This is a genomic window from Actinomycetota bacterium (assembly GCA_016700055.1).
GTDB lineage: Bacteria > Actinomycetota > Acidimicrobiia > Acidimicrobiales > Ilumatobacteraceae > Kalu-18.
Map to the genome: position 1 here is coordinate 2,564,234 of CP064997.1, position 19,497 is coordinate 2,583,730.

Consider the following 19,497-nt stretch of genomic DNA (forward strand, 5'->3'; position numbering starts at 1 on the left):
GGCGCTGCTACCAGCCGTCGGCTTCGGCGCGCTGTTGCAGGTGGGCGAGGCCGGGCTCGCACTCCTTGGCCAGCGGACACCACATGCAGTGCGCGCCGGGGGACCGGTGGGGCTCGTCGCCGCCGAAGCGCACGGCGACCATCCGCTCTACGGCGTCGACGGTGCGCCGCAGTGCCGAGCGCAGCACTCCTTCGCCGACGTCCTCGGCGTGGGCCTTGGCCGCGTCGAGGTAGTAGCTCGCCGTCTTACGGGGCGCGACGCCGAGGGTCAGCGTCTCGAGCAGCGCGTAGAAGCGCAGGTCTTCGCGGTGAGAGTCGGCCGGGTAGCCGGTCTTCAGGTCGATGATCACCCGCTCGCCGGGCCTGCCGAGGGTGAGATCGGACTTGCTCACCAGGCGAACCCGGCCACTCGGGTGATCGAGATACGTTCGGCTCTCCGCTCGCGGGAGCCAGGTGGACTTGATCGGCGGGAAGCAGTCCTGGAACTGGGTGACGCGGTTGACGGCGCGGTTGCGCAGGTCGGCGCGGTCGTACTCGGTGATCCCCTGGAGGTAGCGGGACACGGGCGCGCGGTCGTCGTCGGCGATGCGGGCGAGCGTCTCGTCGACGAGGTCGCCCGGCACGGGCTGTCCCCGCCAGGAGACCATCAGCTCGATCGCCCGATGAGCGACGACGCCGGCGGCCGTCGCCGGGGACCACTCGAAGTCGCCGTCACCGGCCAAGTGGTGGGCCTCGCATTGGTGGATGGTCTTCAGCGGATGCTTGCTGACGACGAGCAGCTGGCCCTCGGGGATGTCGGTGGCGATCTCCGTCAGCGCCGCCTCCAGCTCTTCGCGCAGCGCCTCCGCGAGACCGTCCGGCAGCGCCGCGCGGGCGGCATCCTTGCCCAGCAGAGCGATCACCGATTGCTGGGCGGGGTTCAGCTCCACGCCGCCGATGGTAGGGCTGGGCGTGTAACACCCCGGTGTCATCATCGAAGGTGCATGGAGCCAACGACCGTCCTATTCGCCGAAGCCGCCCGAGTCCTCGCCCACGAGGCTCGCCGGCTGGGCCTGGTGGCACCCGGTTACCGGTGCCCACCCCGGCTCGTCGGGGTCGACCGCTCGCTGCGCAGGTACGAACGCGGGGGCGTCGTCGCGGTGCGCTTCCGGGGCAGGCCGTGGGTGGCCGTGCTCGCCGACATGATCGAGGGTGTCATCGCCGTCAACCGGCTGAGCCCTCCCCAAGCCGACAGGGTACGCACCGAGCTTTGGGAGGCGCTCGGTGCCGAGGCCCCCACCCAACACGCCCCCACCCGCGTTGCCTGATCGGCGCTTTGGCCGCGCCGTAGGCTTCGGCGGCCGGCCCGGGTGGCGGAATTGGCAGACGCAGGGGGCTTAAACCCCCCTTCCACGCAAGTGGAGTGCGGGTTCGATCCCCGCCCCGGGCACCGACGGTGAGCTGGTGGTGTGTGATCTCGGCCGGCTGGAGACCGGCTCCGACCTTTGGTCGATGTGCACGAAGGGTGCACAGAGTTTGTGCGGGGATTGCGTGCGACTCGGCCCCGACATGTGTTCATGCCTCCTCGCGTCACCGGGAATCTCGGGCCGCCGCGCGACGGACGGTCGCCTTTGGTTGTGACCGAACGTCCCCAGGACCACCGAACCGACTCCTACCGCCGCCTCGGCGACCAGAACGTGGGGTCAAGAGAGGCGAGTTCCGATTCGGACGATCTCATCCAGGTCGCCGGGCGCCGGATCCCACGGCAGACGTATGGATCGGTCCGTGGCGGGCTGGTTCTTGAACCGGGGGATGACGTGAACGTGGAAGTGCAGGCGGTGGCCGGGACGCATCGCGATATCATGATGTCGTGACGAAGCAGACAACGGTTCGACTGCCTGACGACCTCGCAGCCGACGCAGAGGCCGTGGCGCGAGTCCGCGGCGACAGCGTCAACCAACTGATCATCGACTCGCTCGCCGCCGAGATCGAACGAGTCCGCGCTGACGACGACTTCACCGCACGTGCCAAGCAGCTGCTCGAACGCGACCGCGAGATCCTCGACCGCCTGGCGAAGTGACTCGGTACCTCAGTCTCGCCGAGTTCTGGTACCTCGCTGAACAAGTCACCGGCATCAACGCGGCAACGCTCATCAGGGCCAGCCGCTCACTTCCGCCCGATTTCGCCGACGCCATCGAGGAAGCCGCCAAGCGTGACGGCACCACCGTGTCGGCGTGGATCGCCGCCACCGCCGCCCACCGGCTCCGTCTCGAGGCCAGCCGCCAGGGTGTCGCCGCATGGGAGCGCCAACACGGTGTGCTCACCGCGACATGTGTTCATGCCTCTGCAGGCCGTTTCGCGTCACAGGAAAGCTCGGACCACCGCTCATTGCGATCCGGTTTCGTTGGATATAGCGTTCGCGCTATGTCCTGGAGTGAAGTCGAAATGGAGCCCGAGGTCGTCGAATGGTTCGGTTCGCTCACCGAGGAGGAGCAAGTCGAATCCCAGGTGGACCGCCTGGGTCGAACGCGACAGGAGACGAGTGATGAGCACCCGAACAAAGTGGACCGCGATCAACCGACCTGACTCGGACCTGGCGCGGGCAGCGGCAGAGGACGAGGCGCGCATCTCCCAGTTCCGCAAGCTGGTATTCCGGCTGCGGACCGAAGCCGGCCTCACGCAGGCCGAACTCGCCCGGCGCATGGGTACCACGCAGTCGGCGATCGCCCGCATCGAAGGGGGAGGCGCTCGGCCATCGTTGGACACCCTCGAGCGACTCGCCGCCGCTGTTGGCAAGGAACTCGTCGTCGGGGTCGGTGACAGCCTGAGCGAGAACCGCTCGATCGCCAAGCTCGTCCGCGACGGTCACGCCGTCGTCCGAGCCGCCAGCTGACAGGCCCGCTCAGCCAGCCCGGCGTCGCGCGTGATCCAGTTTGTCGGAACAGACTTGTACTGAATACAGTCCTGTTCTATAGTGTGGGTCATGAGTGGAGCTCGAACGGAAGCGGGTCGGGCTCATCCGCGACGCAGGATGGGCGCAGCTACGACTCGCCATTGCGCGCCAAGCGGGCACAGGAGACGAGGACGGCACTCCTGGAAGCCGCGACGACGCTGTTCACGTCGCAGGGCTGGGCCAAGACTGGGATGCGGGACATCGCCCAGCTCGCAGGTGTTGCCGTCGAGACGCTCTACTCGCACTTCTCGTCGAAGCGAGTGCTGCTCGACGCGGTCGTCGATCGTGCAGTGGTGGGCGATGCCGAACCGATCCCGGTCGCCCAGCGCGCCGAATTCCTCGCCCTCGGCAGCGGTCGGCGTGCCGTACGCGTCGCCGCAGCAGCGTCACTCGTGACTGGCATCCACGAACGGACTGCTCCATTCGCGCGACTGCTCCGCGAGGCGGCAAGCGCCGACGCCGAGGTCGAAGAGGTGTTACGGGCGACGCGGGAGCGGCAGCGGCGTGATGTCGAAGCAGGTGTGGCGCTCGTCATCGGGCGGAACCCGGTGGCCCGCGAACGAGACGGTGTGTGGGCGTTGCTGAGCCCTGAGGTGTACCTGCTCCTCGTTGGCGAGTCCGGCTGGTCGAACGACGAGTACCGATCGTGGGTGGCCGAGACGCTGACGAGCGTGCTGCCTCGCTCGTGAGATGAGAGGAGAGACATCGTGGCTATTGATCCGGGTGCACCCGCAGACACGAACATGATGCGAATCGTGCACTCGGCGCTGCGGCGCGATCTCGAGCGAGCACAAGCAGCCCTCACTGCGATCCCGCCGCCGAACGACCGTCAGCGCATCGCCATCGCCGGTCACCTCGAGTGGATGATGGGATTCCTCGAAGCCCATCACCGGTCCGAGGACCTCGGCTTGTACCCGGTGGTTCGCGAGCGAGCCGCCGACGCGGCAGCGTTGCTCGATGACATGGCAGCGGACCACGCAGCAGTCGCCGATGCCGTTGCGATCGTGGAGGCGCGCGCCGCCCAGTACGGGGCAGGTAATGAGCGCGAGCCGCTGATCGTCGCGATCGAGCGCTTGCAGGAGGTCCTGCTGCCGCACCTGCAGCGCGAGGAGGACGAGCTGATGCCCATCGTCTCCAGGGTCGTCAAGATCGCCGAGTGGAACTCGATCGAACAGGCCCACAACATCGCCGGCAAGTCGACAGCACAGCTCGGCCGAGAGGGACATTGGCTGATCGACGGTGCGACGCACGCGGACCGGGCCCGGGTTCTCGAACTCGTTCCAGTGGTGCCGCGCTACGTGCTCCTGTACGGCTTCGGTCCCTCATATCGACGCCGCCAGCGCGCCTGCTGGAACCCACGGCTACGCGGCCTGCAAAACGATGGCTCGACCTCCGTCGTGGTCGATGCGGATCTTGATGCGGTGTGGGACATCATCCGCGACCCCACCCGTGTCGGCGAATGGAGCCACGAGTGCGTGGCCGCCGAGTGGGTCGGCGACACGACCGAGGCGCGACCCGGAGCCATATTCCGAGGCCGCAACCGACAGGGGATGTTCCGATGGGGACGACTCTGCGAGATCGTCAGCATCGATCCGGGCGAGCTCGTCTGGCGCACCGTTCCCACGAGGCTCTACCCCGACAGCACCGAATGGGCGCTCCGAGCAGTCCGAGTCGCCGCAGGGACGCGCATCGAGCAGTCATTCCACGTCGTCAAGGGAACCTGGCTCGAGGCCGTCTACGCACGGCTCCTGCCAGCCCATCGCGAACGGACAGCGGCACTCACACGTGACCTCGAGCGCATCGGCACCCTTGCCAGGGCTCGGCCGAATCAGCCCGCGGCTTCCCCGAGCGCGAACAACTGATCGCTCGGGGCTGTATGAGCGATCGTTCGAGACCCCGGCAGGCCTGGTCGATGTGCTTGCAGAAATCGCGGTCGTCGGCAAGCGCCTACATTGGATGTTGTCATCCGGCTCCCGAGGCACTAACCATGAGCGAAGCCTTGACCACCAACAGTTCGACCATCGACCGAGATGATTGGAACGCGGTTCTGAGTCAGCTCCGCGCTGACGGGTTCAGCCCGGTCGATTCGATCAAGGTCACCAGGGCCGTATTGCATGTATCGCTCGGTGAAGCCAAGGCGATCGTGCATGACAGCCCCGTCTGGGCGGACGCCCGCAGCGCCTTCGACGACGTTCACGACGCCGCCGAAGCGGCCGCGGGCCGCCTGTAACCGGCGACGGCCGATCGGGTAGTAGCCCCTGACATCACGCTGGTACGCGTGAGCATCACCACCTTCGACCCGCCGAGCTTCGCGTGCCCAGCGGCGCTCGGGTACGAGTCAGCGCCGACGACGACTTCACGGCAGCGACCCGATACAGGTACCCGATCGGGTTCTCCATCCGGACCAGCCGATCCTGGTTTGACCAGGCGTACTCCTCGACCTCGGAGCAGACATCGCTACCGACCTCGACACCCCACTTCGCCACGAGCGCTGGCAGCAGCCGCGACCGGATGTCCTCGATCAGGCCGTCGAACCCTGCGAGGTGCTCGTCCCGAAGTTGTTGGTCCATCACCCTCCAAGACCCTCGATGACCCGAGAACGTCCCATCCGGGATCGAAGAATGAGCACGGCGCATTCTCCCGCCGATGGACTGGGCTCGGCAGGCACCAGGGCGCCCCGCGAATCGGTCGGATCTCTCGCCGCCCGGGGACCTGCGTGCGAGAATGTGGACATGAACGTCGCCGCATTGGAGATCGGGGGACGGACGATCGACGCGGCGCGCCTGGAGGACATTTGTGCCCGCTACGGGATCGCCGAGCTCGCCGTGTTCGGCTCGGTCGCTCGGGGTGACGCGACACCGGCCAGCGATGTCGACGTGTTGTACGTGTTGCGTCCCGATACCAGCCTCGGATTTGCGATCGATGATCTGGAGGACGAGCTCGCTGACTTGTTCGGTCGTTGCGTCGACCTCGTGGCAAGGAAGGCAGTGCATCCGATGCTGCGCCCGACGATCGAGGAGCAAGCACGGATCGTCTATGCGGCGTGACGGCGTTCTGCTCACCGAGATCATCGAGGCCGGTGAGCGGATCGTGGCGCTCGTCGCGCATCGCTCGTCGGTCGACTTCGAGGGTGACCCCGATCGACGCGACGCTCTACTGTGGAACTTCACGGTCCTCGGCGAGTCGGTGGGTCAGCTGTCGGACGAGATCAAGCACGACCATCCCGAGGTCGGCTGGGCCTCACCCGTCCGGATGCGGAACCGCATCGTGCACGGCTATTGGTCGATCGATCTCGACATCCTCGTGACGACCGCCCGAGACGACATCGGCCGATTCCTCGCAGCCGTCCGTGCCATCCCGGACGCGGAGCCCGGTGCGACAGACCCGCCCTGACCCCAGGATGTCGGTGCCGCCTCGGTGGGTAGCCAGCGGTTGACGTGTGCACACGATGTGCGCAGTACTGGACGACACGGCGTAACACGGGAGCGCACTCGACGGACGGGACGGACGGAAGGTCCGGGCATCCGTCGCGAACTGCGTGTTGTGGGCCGGAACGTGAGCTCACAGCCGCTTGCCACGGGTTTGCCACGGCCGTAGAACAACGTGGAACCGAGTCGCACGGCGTAGGGGGAGGGGGGTGGCTGTTGATCCAATTCAGGGTGCTCGGAGAGGTGGCCGTGGTCGTCGACGGTCAACGGTCTGCAATGGGCGGTGCTCGTCTGCGGCGGCTGGTGGCCATGCTGCTGATCCACCGCAACACCGTGGTGTCGGTCGATCGGCTCGCCGACGCCGTGTTCGCCGGTGAACCCACCGATGCGGCGGCGACCACGCTTCGGAGTTACATCGCCCGGGTCCGGCGCGTCGTCGAAGGCCACGACGACCGTGTCGGAGTGTTCACTCAGCCACCCGGCTATTGCCTGCGTGTCCCCGATGAGTTGTTCGACGCAGCGACGTTCGAGGCTCTTGTCGGCGATGCCGGGCGTTCTCTGCTGCGAGGCGATCCCGAAGCGGCAGGGGCGTCCGCCCGCCAGGCGATCGAACAGTGGACCGGCGACCCGTATCCGGAGTTCGACGACGAGGCCTGGGTGCAGCCCGAGGCCCAGCGGTTGCAGGAACTTCGACTCGTCGCCGCCGACCGCTACTTCGAGGCCGAACTCGGATGTGGCCGAGCGAGTGACGTTGTCTCGGAGATCGAGCGGATGGTGCGAGGACATCCAGTTCGCGAGGGATTCCGATCGCAACTGATGTTGGCCCTGTATCGCTCGGGGCGTCAGGCCGACGCGCTGCGGGCGTATCAGGACTTCCGCGCCTTCCTCGTCGACGAGCTCGGGCTCGAGCCTTCCCCACAACTGGCCGACCTCGAGGCGCGCATCCTGGCCCATGATGCGTCACTGGTCGCCGAAGACGGAGGCCGATCCCTGCACGGCTACCGCCTCGGCGATCGCCTCGGAGCAGGACGCGACGGAGCCCTGTTCGCGGCGCGGATCCCGGGCGTCGAACGTGACTTCGTCATGCGGTCGTTCCGTTCGGAGGTTGCCGACGATCCGCATTTCGTTCGAACCTTCGAATCCGACGCCCACCGGTTGGCCTCACTGCGGCACCCAGCGATCGTGCCAGTTCACGACTACTGGCGCGGCCCCCACGAGGCCTACCTCGTGACGAGCCGCATGCGAGGCGGAACGCTCGACGACCGGCTGCGCCGGGGCCCGCTCGCCGAACACGAGTTCTCCTCGCTCGTCGCACGGATCGGCAGTGCCTTGGTCGATACGTCGGCCGCCGGGCTCGCCCACGGACGAATCAGCCCCCTGAACGTGCTCTTCGACGACCACCAGTTGCCGTATCTCACCGACTTCGGGCTCGGCGACGAGCAGGCGTCGGTGGCCGCGGACACGGCGGCCTTCGCCGCATTGCTCGAGAGGTGCACGACCTCGGATGCCATGCGCCTCCATCTCGATCGCGCCGAACGCGACTCGTCGACGTCGATGGCGAGCCTGGTCGGCGCGGTGCTCGTCGTGCTCGACGCCTCGCCGGTGAAGCCGGCCAATCCGTACAAGGGCCTCGAGGCGTTCGACGAGGTCGACACCGCCGAGTTCTTCGGTCGTGAGGTGGTGGTGGACGACATCGTCAAACGCCTGCACGAGGCGGACGCGCGTGGTCGTCTGGTTCTCGTCGTCGGCGGTTCGGGCACCGGCAAGTCGAGCGTCGTGCGAGCCGGTCTGCTCCCCAGGCTCAGAGCGGGCGCGGTTCCGGGGTCGGCGCAGTGGCTCATCACCACGATCACCCCCGGCGGATCTCCGTTCCAGCGGCTCGGTGAGGCGTTGACCCGACTGTCCGTCGACGAACCTGTGCCTCGTGAGGGACTCGATCGCCCGGGTGCGATCGACCGCGTCGTGCGCCGTGTTGCCGGCGATGCCGAGATCGTCATCGTCCTCGACCAACTCGAAGAACTGTTCACATTGGCGGACTTCGACACGCAACGTCGGTTCCTCGACGAGCTCGTCGAGGCGGTGGATGTGTCCGACTCCCGGCTCAGAGTGGTCGCCACGCTTCGAGCGGACTTCTTCGATCGCCCATTGGCGGTGGCGTCGATCGGTCACCTCTTGAGCGAGTCGACGGTCCCGATCCCAGCGATGACGCCCGCTGAGCTCGAGGCCGCGATCGTGGAGCCCGCTCGGCGCGTCGGGCGTCACGTCGAAGGACGGTTGATCGCGGAGTTGGTGAGCGCTGTCGTCAACGACGCGGCGGCGCTTCCGGCGCTGCAGTTCACGCTCTACGAGCTCGCTGAGCGCTGCAACTCGACGCTCACGTTGGAGGCGTACCGAGAGCTCGGCGGGCTGTCAGGTGCAGTCGCCAAGCGCGCGGACCAGCTCTATCGCAGCGTTGGCGCGGGTGAACAGCTGCTGATCCGCCGGCTGTTCGAGCGCATGATCGTCGTGCGGGACGGAGAAGCGATGCGTCGCAGACTTCCGATCTCCGATGTCGCGAGTGGTCCTGACGGCGCCGCGATCGACGCCGTGATCGAGCGATGGGTGGTGGCACGGCTCCTGACTCGCGATCGAGACCCACGGTCGCGAGCGCCGACAGTCGAGGTCGCGCACGAAGCACTCGTCCGCGAGTGGCCGCGTCTTCAACGCTGGATCGCCGAAGATCGTGAGGCGATCGCCTTGACGGCACGAATCCACGACGCGGCGTTGGCCTGGGCCGCTGCGGAGCGCGATCCCGAGTCTCTGGCGAGAGGCTTGCTGCTCGAGGCCGCGGCAGAGGCCGCAGACGGCGGCCACGGCCTCGACCTGTCCCCGCTCGAGCACGAGTTCGTCGACTCCAGCCGCCGCGCCCGCGAGGCGGCTGCTGCGGAACAAGCCATCCGGCTCGCCCGAGAGCAGCGCTCGAACCGACGACTGCGATGGCAACTGGTAGCGCTCGGCTGCTTGTTGATCTCAGCGCTCGTGGTCGGGCTCGTCGCGCTCGACCAACGGCGGACAGCCGATCAGGCGCGACGGATCGCGACCGGGCGCGAGCTCGCCGCGGCCGCCCAGGCCAGCCTCGACGTCGACCCGGAACGGAGCATGCTGCTGGCGCTGGAGGCGATCGATGTCACGCGCGGCAACGGGCAGGCCGTGTTGCCAGAGGCGGTCACGGCGCTCCACGCCGCCGTGGTCGGGTCCAGGATCGAGCAGCGCATCGAGGGCGTGGGTGGGACGGTGGCGTGGAGTCCGACCGACGAGTACCTGGTGTCGGAAGGCCCCGAAGACTCTGGCGTGGTGGACCTCCGCGACCCTGTCTCGGGTGAGTCCGTGCGAACGTGGATCGCTGACGACGTCGACATCAACGACGTGGCCTTCAGCAGCGATGGCTCGCTACTGGCGACCACCGGCGACGACGGAGCGATGCGCGTGTGGGACCCCGGCACCGGAGAGCTGCAATTCGAACATCGGGTGCCCGACGGTGGAGGCGTGTGGGGACCGTCGTTCAGTGCCGACGGCAGCACGGTGGCGGCGTCGTGGCTCGACGAGGGTGTCGTTCGCGCATTCGACGCCACCAGCGGTCAACTCGTCGGGGAGGGCGATGCCGAGCGCGTGATCGCCACGTCGCTCAACAGCGACGGGAGCCTGATCGCGGTGGGCGCCGGGGAAGGAACCGCGTACGTGGCGGAAGTCGGCTCCAACAAGATCGTTCACACGCTCGAGGCACCCGATGCGGGCTGGATGCGAATCGTGCGATTCAGCCCCGATGACCGGCAGATCGCCGCCACCGGAGGTGATGGGATCACGCGGGTCTGGGATGCGGCAACCGGAGCTCGCGCGCTGACCGTCGGCGAGCCCGGAGCGGCCCAGGCTGCGTTGTCGTGGAGTTGGGACAGTCGGATGCTCGCCGTCGGATCGGCGGACGGTTCAACGCATATCATCGAGGTCGGCGGCGACGAGGCTCGACCGACGCTCACTCTGACCGCCCAGGACACCCAGAATGGTGTGCAGGGTGTCGCCTTCTCGCCTGACGGCACACGGCTGGCCACCGGCGACCTCGGAATCGCCTCGATCATCGTGTGGGACATCGCCCCGTTGGCGGATCGCGAGTGGGCAAAGCGCGAACACCGAGACCATCCAGTACGTGCCGCTGGCCGTCACCGCCTCCGACGAGGTGGTCGTCAGCGACATCGACGGCAACGTGGTGACCTACTCGATGGAGGACGGGACCAAGCGGCAGATCATCGACTCACGGATCGAAGTGGGACCCCGCTTCGCCGTCGACCCGGCCGGCTCGATCGTGGCGACGGCGGACGGAACACCTTCCGCACCGGTTCGAATCTGGGACGCCGTGACGGGTGCCGAGATCGTCTCGTTCACGCCACCCGACTTCGATGAGTTCGTCACCGGCCTGGCCTGGTCACCGGACGGTGAGCACCTCGCGGTGTCGGGCGGCGATGGCGACTCGAGCAGCATCGTCGTGGTGGATCGCGCGGGCGCCGTCGTGGCCCGCTTCGTCGAGGAGCCCGGGGTCTACCTGCGCAACAGCTACTTCTCGCCGGACGGAACCGTGCTTGCGATCCCACGTCGACCACTTCGGCAGGGGGTGCCCGATCAACAGGGACTCTGGCTGTGGGACTGGTCGGCCGAGCGGATGGTTGGGCGGATCGACACGCAGACACTCGCGGCGGACTGGGACCCTACGGGGCAGCGGATCGTGACGGTGTCCGAACTCGAGTCCGTCGGCGAGGTCTGGGCGGTTGGCACGGGCGAGCGGATCACGTCCTTCGCCGGCACGAGCGGCTTCACCGATGTGCGATTCAGCCCGGATGGCTCCGAGGTCGCGGCGACGAGTGTCGATGGAGACGTCAACCTGTGGGATGCCGAGGACGGAACCCTCGAAGCGACCCTGCGCGGCCATGACGTGGCGATCTCGCTGGCTTACTCGCACGACGGTCGACGACTCGCCAGCGTCGACGCCGACGGCATGCTGCGGGTGTGGGCGCTCGACCTCGACGACTTGATCGGCATCGCCGAGCAGCGTCTCACGCGTCGTCTGACGGGCGTCGAATGCCGGCAGTTCCTTCATCGAGACACCTGCTGACCACTGCCACGTGAGTGCCACGCCGGGGCCGCGCCGACGCCACAGGTGGATCTCATCCTCGCGCCATCACCGCCGACGTGGCGGTGCGACACGAGGAGCAGACCATGCAAGATCACACTTCGGAGATCAGCGGGCGGATCCGCTGGGGAGCGATCGTTCTGGCCGCCGCGGCGACGCTTGCCGTCGGGACGATGGCCGTGGCGAGCGAGAATCCGATCGACCCGATGCGGACGACCCCGCAGGAAGTTCGCCCACCCACTGACCCGTACAACGCCTGCCTGCGAGCCGGATCGATGACCCCGGATCGGATCGACGCCCGCGCCGCGGAGTGCCGGCTGCGCACGGAAATCCTGTACGCGGACCCTGCGTATGTCGGCTGCATGCGGCGTGCCAGTGCAACTCCCGACGCAATGGAGCACCGGGTCGCCCTGTGTATCTTGCTGGCCCAGCCGTGACACCCGTGCGCATCCGGGCAGCGATCGTCCTGGCGAGCCTGTGCACCGCCTGCGGAACCGCCGAACGTGCGACCGTCGGCGGTTCCGCGCAGCCGACGGACGAGACCGTGTCAGCGGTGCCTACCCGGGCGCCGGCTGACACGGTCGCTGGACCGTCCGTCGCGACCTCACCGCGGATCAGCCTCCCGAGCGTGGATGCCCCCTCCGAACCGCGCGTGCTCTTCGAATGGTTCCCCGACGGCGAGAACGTCAAGTCGATCTTCATGTCAGATGTGACCCTGTCGGTGCCGCCGGAACGGGTCGTGCCCGAGAGTGACGGCGCTGCGGTACACGCCAGCTGGTCCAACGACGGGTCTGCCTTCGCCTGGGAGGTGCTGATGGACGACGACACGTCGAGCGTGTGGACCGCCGAGGCCGACGGGTCGCACCCGGTCGAACGTGTGGTGTGCGAGGCCCCGCCGTGTGTCGAGATGTCGTACCCGTCGTTCTCGCCGGACGACCGCAACCTGTTGGTGACGCGCTACGACGTCACGCTGGACGGTCGATGGGGACCGTCGCACCTCGTGCTGGTCGACGTCTCCACCGGAGAGCAGACGGTGATCGCTTCGACCCGTGACGGGACCACCTCGTTCTATTCGTCGAGCATGTCGCCGGACGGATCAATGGTGGCGGTTGCGCTCGAGACCTACGTCGACGAGACCCAAGCGAGAATGTCGGGGAGCGAGATCCTCGTCGTCGACACCGACCCGACCACGCCTGACCCGCCGATGTCGATAACCGATCCCGGTCTGTTCGCCGGTTATCCGAGATGGCATCCTGCGGACGACCGAATCCTGTTCGCTTCGTGGGACCTCGATGCCTTTCAGGGTGACGAGCCCTCGCAGCTGTACACGGTGGCGTCGGACGGTTCGCACCTGACGCGGATCACGAACGTCGACCACGTCGCGACTGCACGACGCCCCGGCGAAGCGGACTGGACGCCAGACGGAAGCCGAATCATCACCTCCCTCGGCGTGGTTGCCGACGGTCGAGTCGTCGACGTGAAGATCGGTTATGTCGATCCTGCGACGGGAGCGATCACCGAGAGCGCCACGTCGGGTGCGATGCCATCGCTCCAGCCGTGACGGATTGGACTGTGGTGGCCGTCGGACTTGCGATGGTGGTTGCTGGATGTAGCGATGGCCCGTCGCCGTCGTCGCCGGCTGTCGAAGCGTTGGACTTCCTATACCAGGCCCGTGTCGACGACGGTTTCGGTGTCTTCGTGAGCGTGGAAGGCGAGGTGCTGCGGGTGGACGAGGCCGCGCCCGGTACCCGCCACAAGCACCCCGTGTGGACAGCGGACGGGTCGCAGCTCGCCTTCGTCGCGGAAGGCGAGTGGGACGCCACCACAGGAGCTGTCGTTCGTGGCAGTGAGGTGTGGACCGTTGACCCGACGGGCGACAACGCTCAGCCGCTGATCACGTGTGACTGCTGGGACCTCAACAATCCGGCGTGGTCCCCTTCGGGTGATCGGGTGGCGTACGTGGAGTACGACGCGCCCATCGGCGAGGGCCCGCCCGCGGCGTCGCGTATCGCCGTGTTCGATCCGGCGACCGGCGAGCGGACCGTGATCGTGAGCTCGGCACCCGGACAGCTCATCGACATCCCCCGGTGGTCGCCGGACGGAACGTCGCTCGTGGTCTCGATCGACCGCTTCGACGACACGGGGAACGAGACAGGCTCGTCGTTCGGCGTCGTCTCGGCTACGGGGGCCGACACGGTCGAGCCGCTGCTGCCGTTCGAGGATTACGCCTACGCCGCGGACTGGAACTGGGTGGCGGGAGCGTTGGTCTTCAGCGTCGAGGCCCAGGAGTACGCCTCGCCCGAACAGAAGGTGTCGCCGTGGGACCTGTTCGAGATCCAGCCCGACGGGTCCGGCAGGCGGGCGATCACCGACATTGGTCAACGGCGCCTGCTGCTGCCGATGTGGTCGTCCGACGGGTCGCTGATCGCAGCGACCCTCGACACCACGCCGGGGGAGCCGGGTGGTCAGCACGGGGTGGTGGTCGATCCGGTCACGGGGGCGATCACCGCCCTCCCGGACGCCAACGGCGATTACGCGCGGCTACGGCCCAGCTCGTGACGTGCTGGCGAACCGGCAAGAGCGAGCGGCCACCGCGTCATAGAGATAGAGCTGGAATGAAGTCAACGATTCCACCGTCGACACTTCGCTCCTGACGGAGGCGAGCCCCGCGTCGACCACTGCACCCGACACCACGAATCCTCCGACTTCCACGAAGGGAACCATCGTGTACCAGGCCGCCGACGGGCTGCGCATGGTCATGGCCGATGGTTCGGGTGACACGACAGGAGGTCCAACGGCTCTGGTCACCTGACCCATCGAGGCACACGATTCGGTTGTGCGTTGGCGGTCTCTCAGTCGCGTGATCGCTGCGCTCATGGCATTGGGGACAGGTTGCGTCGACGGGAAGGAGCCGACCGCGACGAACACAACGACGCCGACGGACGCGACGACCCAATCGAACGCGGGGTCGGGCGCGCCGACGACATCATCTGAATCAACTGAGCCGCCAGCGCCGCAGACCACGTCGACAGATTCGCCGACAACCAGCGCGCCAGAGACTGGCGATGCACTGCAACGCTGGATCGACGGCCAGATCGAAGCAGGCCGCACCCAGGGCTACGAGTTGACCGGCGAGGGAACGGACGCTCGACTTGTCATCGCGTACAGGGGTGCCTTCACCGACGTCGCCGCGATCATGGAGTTGGTTGACGGCACGCTGATCGAATTGCCGGCCGGCCTGCCGAGAGGACCTACCACGCCGTACGTCGCTGGGATCGGCGGCCGGCCTGCGTTGGTCGGCCGAGTCGACGACCATCTCGAGATGTGGGTGCTCGACGCATCGACCGGCAGTTGGTCGGATGCGATCGCGCTCGGTGTTCTCGCCGACAACCAGGCCGTCCCGACTGTCTTCGATCTCGATGGGCGCCTCTTCATCGCCAACGAAACCGTTCGAGACGACGGCACGGGCTCCTATGTACCCGACCGGCAAGAGGGCGTGATCGTCGCTCCCGACCTCGTGCTCACTGCGATGACCGCACCCCCTCCCGGGCTGTTCATGGGCTTCACCGCGACGGTGGGAAGCAGCGCATTCGTGCTCGGACGAGACATAGGCGGTGGAGGAGTCGCTCCGCTCACTGAGCCATGGCAATTCGACGCATCGACCAACGAGTGGTCCCTGCTGCCGTCGCCACCGTGGCTCGACTGCAGCCCGAACTGCACCTGGGGGGCACCACATGAGTACGGCGACGTCTCCCTGGAGGTTGCACTCGACGACTCGTTGATCAAGATGCTCCCCGACGGAACCATCGGCCTCTACTCGCCGGCAAGTGAGAGCTGGCGCCAGATGGGGGCTGCTCCATTTGCCCTGCAAGGCCCGGCCACAGCCACGTTGGGTGACGTGGTCGTTGTCGCCCCGCAGCCGGTGATCGGTCTCGACCTGACTGCCGTCGCCCACATCGGTGCACTCGACACCACCAGCGGGCAATGGTCCACTACGCCACTGGCTGACCTCGGGGCTTCCACCTTGGTGGCCAGCCGACGAGAGCTACGAACCGACGGACGACTCATCATGATCGGGTTCTCCAGTGATGGATTACCGCCGACCGAGCCGACCTCTGTGTTCGATCCTGCCACGGCCACGTGGCGCCCGCCGTCGACCGCCGAGCTCAGCCTCTGGACCGAGCTCAACACACTCGGCGACGGCACCCTGCAATCCCTCGCCGACTAGTCAGCCTGTGCACGGCACTCCAGCCACGATCATCACAACGCACATGGCTCGCGGAGCCGGGTCATACTCGTTCGACGCCGAGTCGTGCTCGGGCGGCGCGGGCGATCTTGGTGATATGGGCTCGCATCGCCACCTGGAAGTGCCGGCAGCGGCTCGGCGCTCGCGTCGGCCATCGCAGGCGCGTGCACGCCTTCTGGATAGACCAACATGAGAGCTATGTCTCACCTCGAAGACTTGACTCCGGGCGCCCGCGTCACTGGTCTGGTCCCTGGCGAGGTTGTCGAGGTCATTGCTGCCCGTTGGGCTGGGTCTCGAAGCGTGGTGCTCACCTACCGCACCGCCTCGGGGCGGGTGGACGAGCAGGTCGTCTATCGAGCGGCCGAGTCGTCGCTGTCGATCGGCGAGGCTGGCCGTGCGTGGTCGTTCGATGGTGACGGCGGTCTGTTTCGCCTGACCGCTGAGGCGCGGCGCATTCGGTTGGCTTACTTGTTCGACCCGCGGCTGGCGGTGCACTTGAGCCTGATCGAGCCGCTGCCGCATCAGATCCTGGCCGTGTACAACGACATGTTGCCTCGCCAGCCGCTGCGGTTCTGCCTGGCCGACGACCCTGGCGCAGGCAAGACCATCATGGCGGGGCTCTACATCAAGGAGCTGATGCTGCGGGGAGACCTGCAGCGTTGCCTGATCGTGGCGCCCGGCGGCCTTGTCGCCCAGTGGCAGGACGAGCTGTCCGAGAAGTTCTCTCTCGAGTTCTCGATCCTGACCCGTGAGCTGATCGAGGCGTCACGCACCGGCGACCCGTTCGGCGAGCGCAACCTGATGATCGCCCGGCTGGACCATCTGTCCCGCAACGAGGATCTCGTCGCCCGGCTCGGCGGGCAGGAGTGGGATCTGGTTGTCGTGGACGAGGCACACCGGATGGCGGCCCACTACTTCGGCAACGAGGTGAAGGAGACCAAGCGTTACCGACTTGGCAAGGCGCTCGGAGCGACGGCGCGACACCTACTGCTGATGACGGCGACCCCGCATGCCGGTAAAGAGGAGGACTTCCAGCTGTTCATGGCGCTGCTCGATGCTGACCGCTTCGAGGGCAAAGCACGCGACGGCGTCCACACGGTCGACGTCACCGACATGATGCGGCGGATGGTCAAGGAGCAGTTGCTCCGCTTCGACGGCCGACCACTGTTCCCGGAGCGACGCGCCACGACAGTTGCGTACGAGCTCTCGCCGGCAGAGATGGTGTTGTACGCGGACGTCACCGAGTACGTCGCCACCGAGATGGGCCGCGCCGAACGCCTCGCTGCCGAGGGAGAGGGCCGACGAGGAAACCGTGTCGGCTTCGCCGTCACGGTCTTGCAGCGCCGATTGGCCTCGAGCCCCGAGGCCATCTATCAATCGCTGTCCCGCCGCCGGAAGCGGCTCGAGGAACGTTGCCGTGACGTGCGAGCCCAGGCCCGTGCCGCGCAGATCCTTCAGCTGGAGCGTCCCCTGAGCGTCGACATCGAGGACTTCGACGAGGACATCGACGACCTGGATGATGCCGAGCTCGAAGCGGTGGAGGAGCAGCTCGTCGATGAGGCATCGAGCGCCCGCACGTTGGCGGAGCTCGAGCTGGAGATCGCGACGCTGCAGCGCCTGGAGGAGCAGGCCGACCGCGTCCGGGCGAGCGGGGTCGACAAGAAGTGGACCGAGCTGCTCGGTCTGCTCGGAGACGCCCCGGAGTTCTTCGAAGCCGACGGCACGCGACGCAAGCTGATCGTGTTCACCGAGCACCGCGACACGCTCAACTACCTCGTCGGCAAGCTCCGCACATTCCTCGGTCGAAGCGAAGCGGTCGTGGCGATCCACGGCGGCGTGGCGCGCGAGGAACGCAAAGTGATCCAGGAGCGGTTCACCCAAATCAACGACTGTGTGGTGCTCGTCGCCACAGATGCCGCCGGCGAAGGCCTCAACCTGCAGCGAGCGCATCTGGTGGTCAACTACGACCTTCCGTGGAACCCAAACCGCATCGAACAGCGCTTCGGCCGGGTGCATCGCATCGGGCAGACCGAGGTGTGCCACATGTGGAACCTCGTCGCCGACGAAACGCGTGAGGGCCAGGTGTACCGGCGGTTGCTCGACAAGCTCGCCGAGATGCGCGACTCGCTCGGCAAGGATCAGGTCTTCGACGTCCTCGGCGACGCCCTCCCGGGCCATGAGTTGCGCAACCTGCTCATCCAGGCGATCCGTTACGGCGACCAACCCGAAGTCCGCGCCCAGCTCGATCACGTGATCGACGCCAAGGTCGGTGACGGCCTCGCCGATCTCGTCCGCGAACACGCCCTCTCATCAGAGGTGCTGTCGAGCGCCGATCTCGAGCGGATCAGGGCCGACATGCTCGAAGCTGAAGCACGCAAGCTCCAACCCGGCTACGTGTACGCCTGGTTCGCCGACGCGTTTTCCCGCCTCGGAGGCCGGATGGCCGAGCGCGAGTCAGGCCGCTACGAGATCACGTTCGTCCCAGCGGAGGTCCGGAACCGCGACCGGGTGGTCGGCGCCGGCGCGCCGGTGCTGCCGAAGTACCAGCGCGTCACGTTCGACAAGCATCTGCTCCGCGTTGATGGCACGCCGCTCGCTGAACTGATCGCGCCGGGTCACCCGCTGCTGGAGTCAGTGCTCGACATAACCCTGGAGCGCCACCGCGACGTTCTCCGGACCGGTGCAGTTCTCGTCGACCCAACCAATCGAGTTGCTGAGCCAAGGGTGCTGGTTCTGCTCGAACACGCGGTCAACGACGCTCGGACCGACGCGGGCGGTAACCGTCGTACCGTTTCACGACGGTTCGAGTTCGTTGAACTGATGGAGCACGGCGAACCACGCCCGGGTGGCTACGCGCCCTATCTCGATGCCCGCCCCATCACGACTGACGAGCTTGCGGTACTTGCACCGAAGATCCAGTCCATGCGCTGGCTCAACGATCAGCTCGAATCTCGAGCGCTCGACTACGGCATCGACGTGCTCGCCGCCGAACACCTCGCCGAAGTTCGCGCGCGCACACTCGCACGCGTCGCCAAGGTAAAGGCCGCGGTCAACAGTCGACTCACCCGAGAGATCAACTACTGGGATCACCGGGCCACCGAGCTGCAGCTGCAGGCCGACGCCGGTAAGTCGCCCCGGATGAACCCGGACCGTGCCGCAGCCCGCGCCGACGATCTGCAGCGACGGCTGCACACACGGCTCACGGAACTCGAGCGCGAAGCTCAACTCGCTTCGCAACCTCCGGTGATCGCCGGGGCCGCCCTTGTGGTGCCCGCTGCTTTCATCGGCGCCGGCGTGGGAGATGCACCCGCGCCGCCTGCCTACGCAGTCGACACGACAGTCGTCGAGCGGCGGGCCGTCGACGCCGTGCTCGCCACCGAACGCCGGCTAGGTCGCATCCCCCACGAGATGCCACACAATCACCCGGGCTACGACATCCGCTCTGTTCACGGCGGCGGGGAGCTGACCTTCATCGAGGTCAAGGGCCGTGTCGTCGGCGCCGATGCCTTCGTCGTCACCCAGAACGAGCTTCGCTTCGCCGCCAACGTCCCTGACAGCTACGTCCTCGCCCTCGTCGAGGTCAGCGCCGACGGGCCCGATCACGACACCGTCCGCTACCTCAATCAACCGTACGGCCCCGACCTTCGTCTGCCCTTCGACACCACAGCCACGACACTCGGCTGGCACGCCTACTGGCACCGCGCCCAGCCACCGACATGAACCAACAGAATCGA

General features: G+C 67.1%; 17 protein-coding genes and 1 tRNA gene. 17 read left to right on the forward strand and 1 reads right to left on the reverse strand.

Annotation, left to right across the window (positions count from 1 at the left end; genetic code table 11):
• Positions 1 to 7: 7 nt before the first annotated feature.
• A complete protein-coding gene (locus IPM43_12410) occupies positions 8 to 928 on the reverse strand; it encodes a PD-(D/E)XK nuclease family protein (protein ID QQS24202.1) in 921 nt (306 codons plus the stop codon).
• Between the two features lie 54 nt (positions 929 to 982).
• Here IPM43_12410 and IPM43_12415 point away from each other — a divergent pair, with 54 nt between their 5' ends.
• The 17 genes from IPM43_12415 (at position 983) to IPM43_12495 (ending at position 19,483) form a co-directional block, all read left to right on the forward strand.
• A complete protein-coding gene (locus IPM43_12415) occupies positions 983 to 1,306 on the forward strand; it encodes a hypothetical protein (GenBank protein ID QQS24203.1) in 324 nt (107 codons plus the stop codon).
• 36 nt (positions 1,307 to 1,342) lie between these two features.
• Positions 1,343 to 1,428, forward strand: a tRNA-Leu gene (locus tag IPM43_12420).
• 420 nt (positions 1,429 to 1,848) lie between these two features.
• Positions 1,849 to 2,058 (forward strand): hypothetical protein, encoded by a 210-nt coding sequence (locus IPM43_12425; GenBank protein QQS24204.1) that lies wholly within the window; start codon positions 1,849 to 1,851, stop codon positions 2,056 to 2,058.
• Positions 2,055 to 2,564 carry a hypothetical protein gene (locus tag IPM43_12430; protein QQS24205.1) on the forward strand — a complete coding sequence of 170 codons (510 nt, stop codon included), beginning with the start codon at positions 2,055 to 2,057 and terminating at the stop codon, positions 2,562 to 2,564. The genes IPM43_12425 and IPM43_12430 overlap by 4 nt, the downstream gene beginning before the upstream one ends.
• Entirely contained in the window at positions 2,524 to 2,871 is a 348-nt protein-coding gene (locus IPM43_12435; protein QQS24206.1) for a helix-turn-helix transcriptional regulator, read from the forward strand. The genes IPM43_12430 and IPM43_12435 overlap by 41 nt, the downstream gene beginning before the upstream one ends.
• Positions 2,872 to 3,032: 161 nt before the next feature.
• A complete protein-coding gene (locus IPM43_12440; GenBank protein ID QQS24207.1) occupies positions 3,033 to 3,620 on the forward strand; it encodes a TetR/AcrR family transcriptional regulator in 588 nt (195 codons plus the stop codon).
• A gap of 18 nt (positions 3,621 to 3,638) precedes the next feature.
• Positions 3,639 to 4,793, forward strand: a complete 1,155-nt coding sequence (locus IPM43_12445; GenBank protein ID QQS24208.1) for a hemerythrin domain-containing protein — start codon at positions 3,639 to 3,641, stop codon at positions 4,791 to 4,793.
• 125 nt (positions 4,794 to 4,918) lie between these two features.
• Entirely contained in the window at positions 4,919 to 5,161 is a 243-nt protein-coding gene (locus IPM43_12450; GenBank protein QQS24209.1) for a hypothetical protein, read from the forward strand.
• A gap of 502 nt (positions 5,162 to 5,663) precedes the next feature.
• Positions 5,664 to 5,978, forward strand: a complete 315-nt coding sequence (locus IPM43_12455; protein QQS24210.1) for a nucleotidyltransferase family protein — start codon at positions 5,664 to 5,666, stop codon at positions 5,976 to 5,978.
• Positions 5,968 to 6,324, forward strand: a complete 357-nt coding sequence (locus IPM43_12460; GenBank protein ID QQS24211.1) for a DUF86 domain-containing protein — start codon at positions 5,968 to 5,970, stop codon at positions 6,322 to 6,324. The genes IPM43_12455 and IPM43_12460 overlap by 11 nt, the downstream gene beginning before the upstream one ends.
• A gap of 251 nt (positions 6,325 to 6,575) precedes the next feature.
• Positions 6,576 to 10,793, forward strand: a complete 4,218-nt coding sequence (locus IPM43_12465; GenBank protein QQS24212.1) for a protein kinase — start codon at positions 6,576 to 6,578, stop codon at positions 10,791 to 10,793.
• Positions 10,696 to 11,499, forward strand: a complete 804-nt coding sequence (locus tag IPM43_12470; protein QQS24213.1) for a hypothetical protein — start codon at positions 10,696 to 10,698, stop codon at positions 11,497 to 11,499. Before IPM43_12465 ends, IPM43_12470 begins: the two co-directional genes overlap by 98 nt.
• A 77-nt stretch (positions 11,500 to 11,576) precedes the next feature.
• Positions 11,577 to 11,954 (forward strand): hypothetical protein, encoded by a 378-nt coding sequence (locus IPM43_12475; GenBank protein QQS24214.1) that lies wholly within the window; start codon positions 11,577 to 11,579, stop codon positions 11,952 to 11,954.
• A 191-nt stretch (positions 11,955 to 12,145) separates the two neighbouring features.
• Positions 12,146 to 13,078, forward strand: a complete 933-nt coding sequence (locus IPM43_12480) for a hypothetical protein (GenBank protein ID QQS24215.1) — start codon at positions 12,146 to 12,148, stop codon at positions 13,076 to 13,078.
• A gap of 14 nt (positions 13,079 to 13,092) precedes the next feature.
• The gene (locus tag IPM43_12485; protein ID QQS24216.1) at positions 13,093 to 14,076 is read left to right on the forward strand and encodes a PD40 domain-containing protein; all 984 of its coding nucleotides are present in this window, start codon (positions 13,093 to 13,095) and stop codon (positions 14,074 to 14,076) included.
• Between the two features lie 301 nt (positions 14,077 to 14,377).
• Positions 14,378 to 15,745 carry a hypothetical protein gene (locus IPM43_12490; GenBank protein ID QQS24217.1) on the forward strand — a complete coding sequence of 456 codons (1,368 nt, stop codon included), beginning with the start codon at positions 14,378 to 14,380 and terminating at the stop codon, positions 15,743 to 15,745.
• 318 nt (positions 15,746 to 16,063) lie between these two features.
• Positions 16,064 to 19,483, forward strand: a complete 3,420-nt coding sequence (locus IPM43_12495; protein QQS24218.1) for a DUF3883 domain-containing protein — start codon at positions 16,064 to 16,066, stop codon at positions 19,481 to 19,483.
• Positions 19,484 to 19,497 lie beyond the last annotated feature (14 nt).

Coding starts and splice junctions, on each gene's coding strand:
- IPM43_12415 (QQS24203.1), top strand. CDS start 983: ATGGAGCCAACGACCGTCCTATTCGCCGAAGCCGCCCGAGTCCTCGCC.
- IPM43_12435 (QQS24206.1), top strand. CDS start 2,524: ATGAGCACCCGAACAAAGTGGACCGCGATCAACCGACCTGACTCGGAC.
- IPM43_12450 (QQS24209.1), top strand. CDS start 4,919: ATGAGCGAAGCCTTGACCACCAACAGTTCGACCATCGACCGAGATGAT.
- IPM43_12455 (QQS24210.1), top strand. CDS start 5,664: ATGAACGTCGCCGCATTGGAGATCGGGGGACGGACGATCGACGCGGCG.
- IPM43_12460 (QQS24211.1), top strand. CDS start 5,968: ATGCGGCGTGACGGCGTTCTGCTCACCGAGATCATCGAGGCCGGTGAG.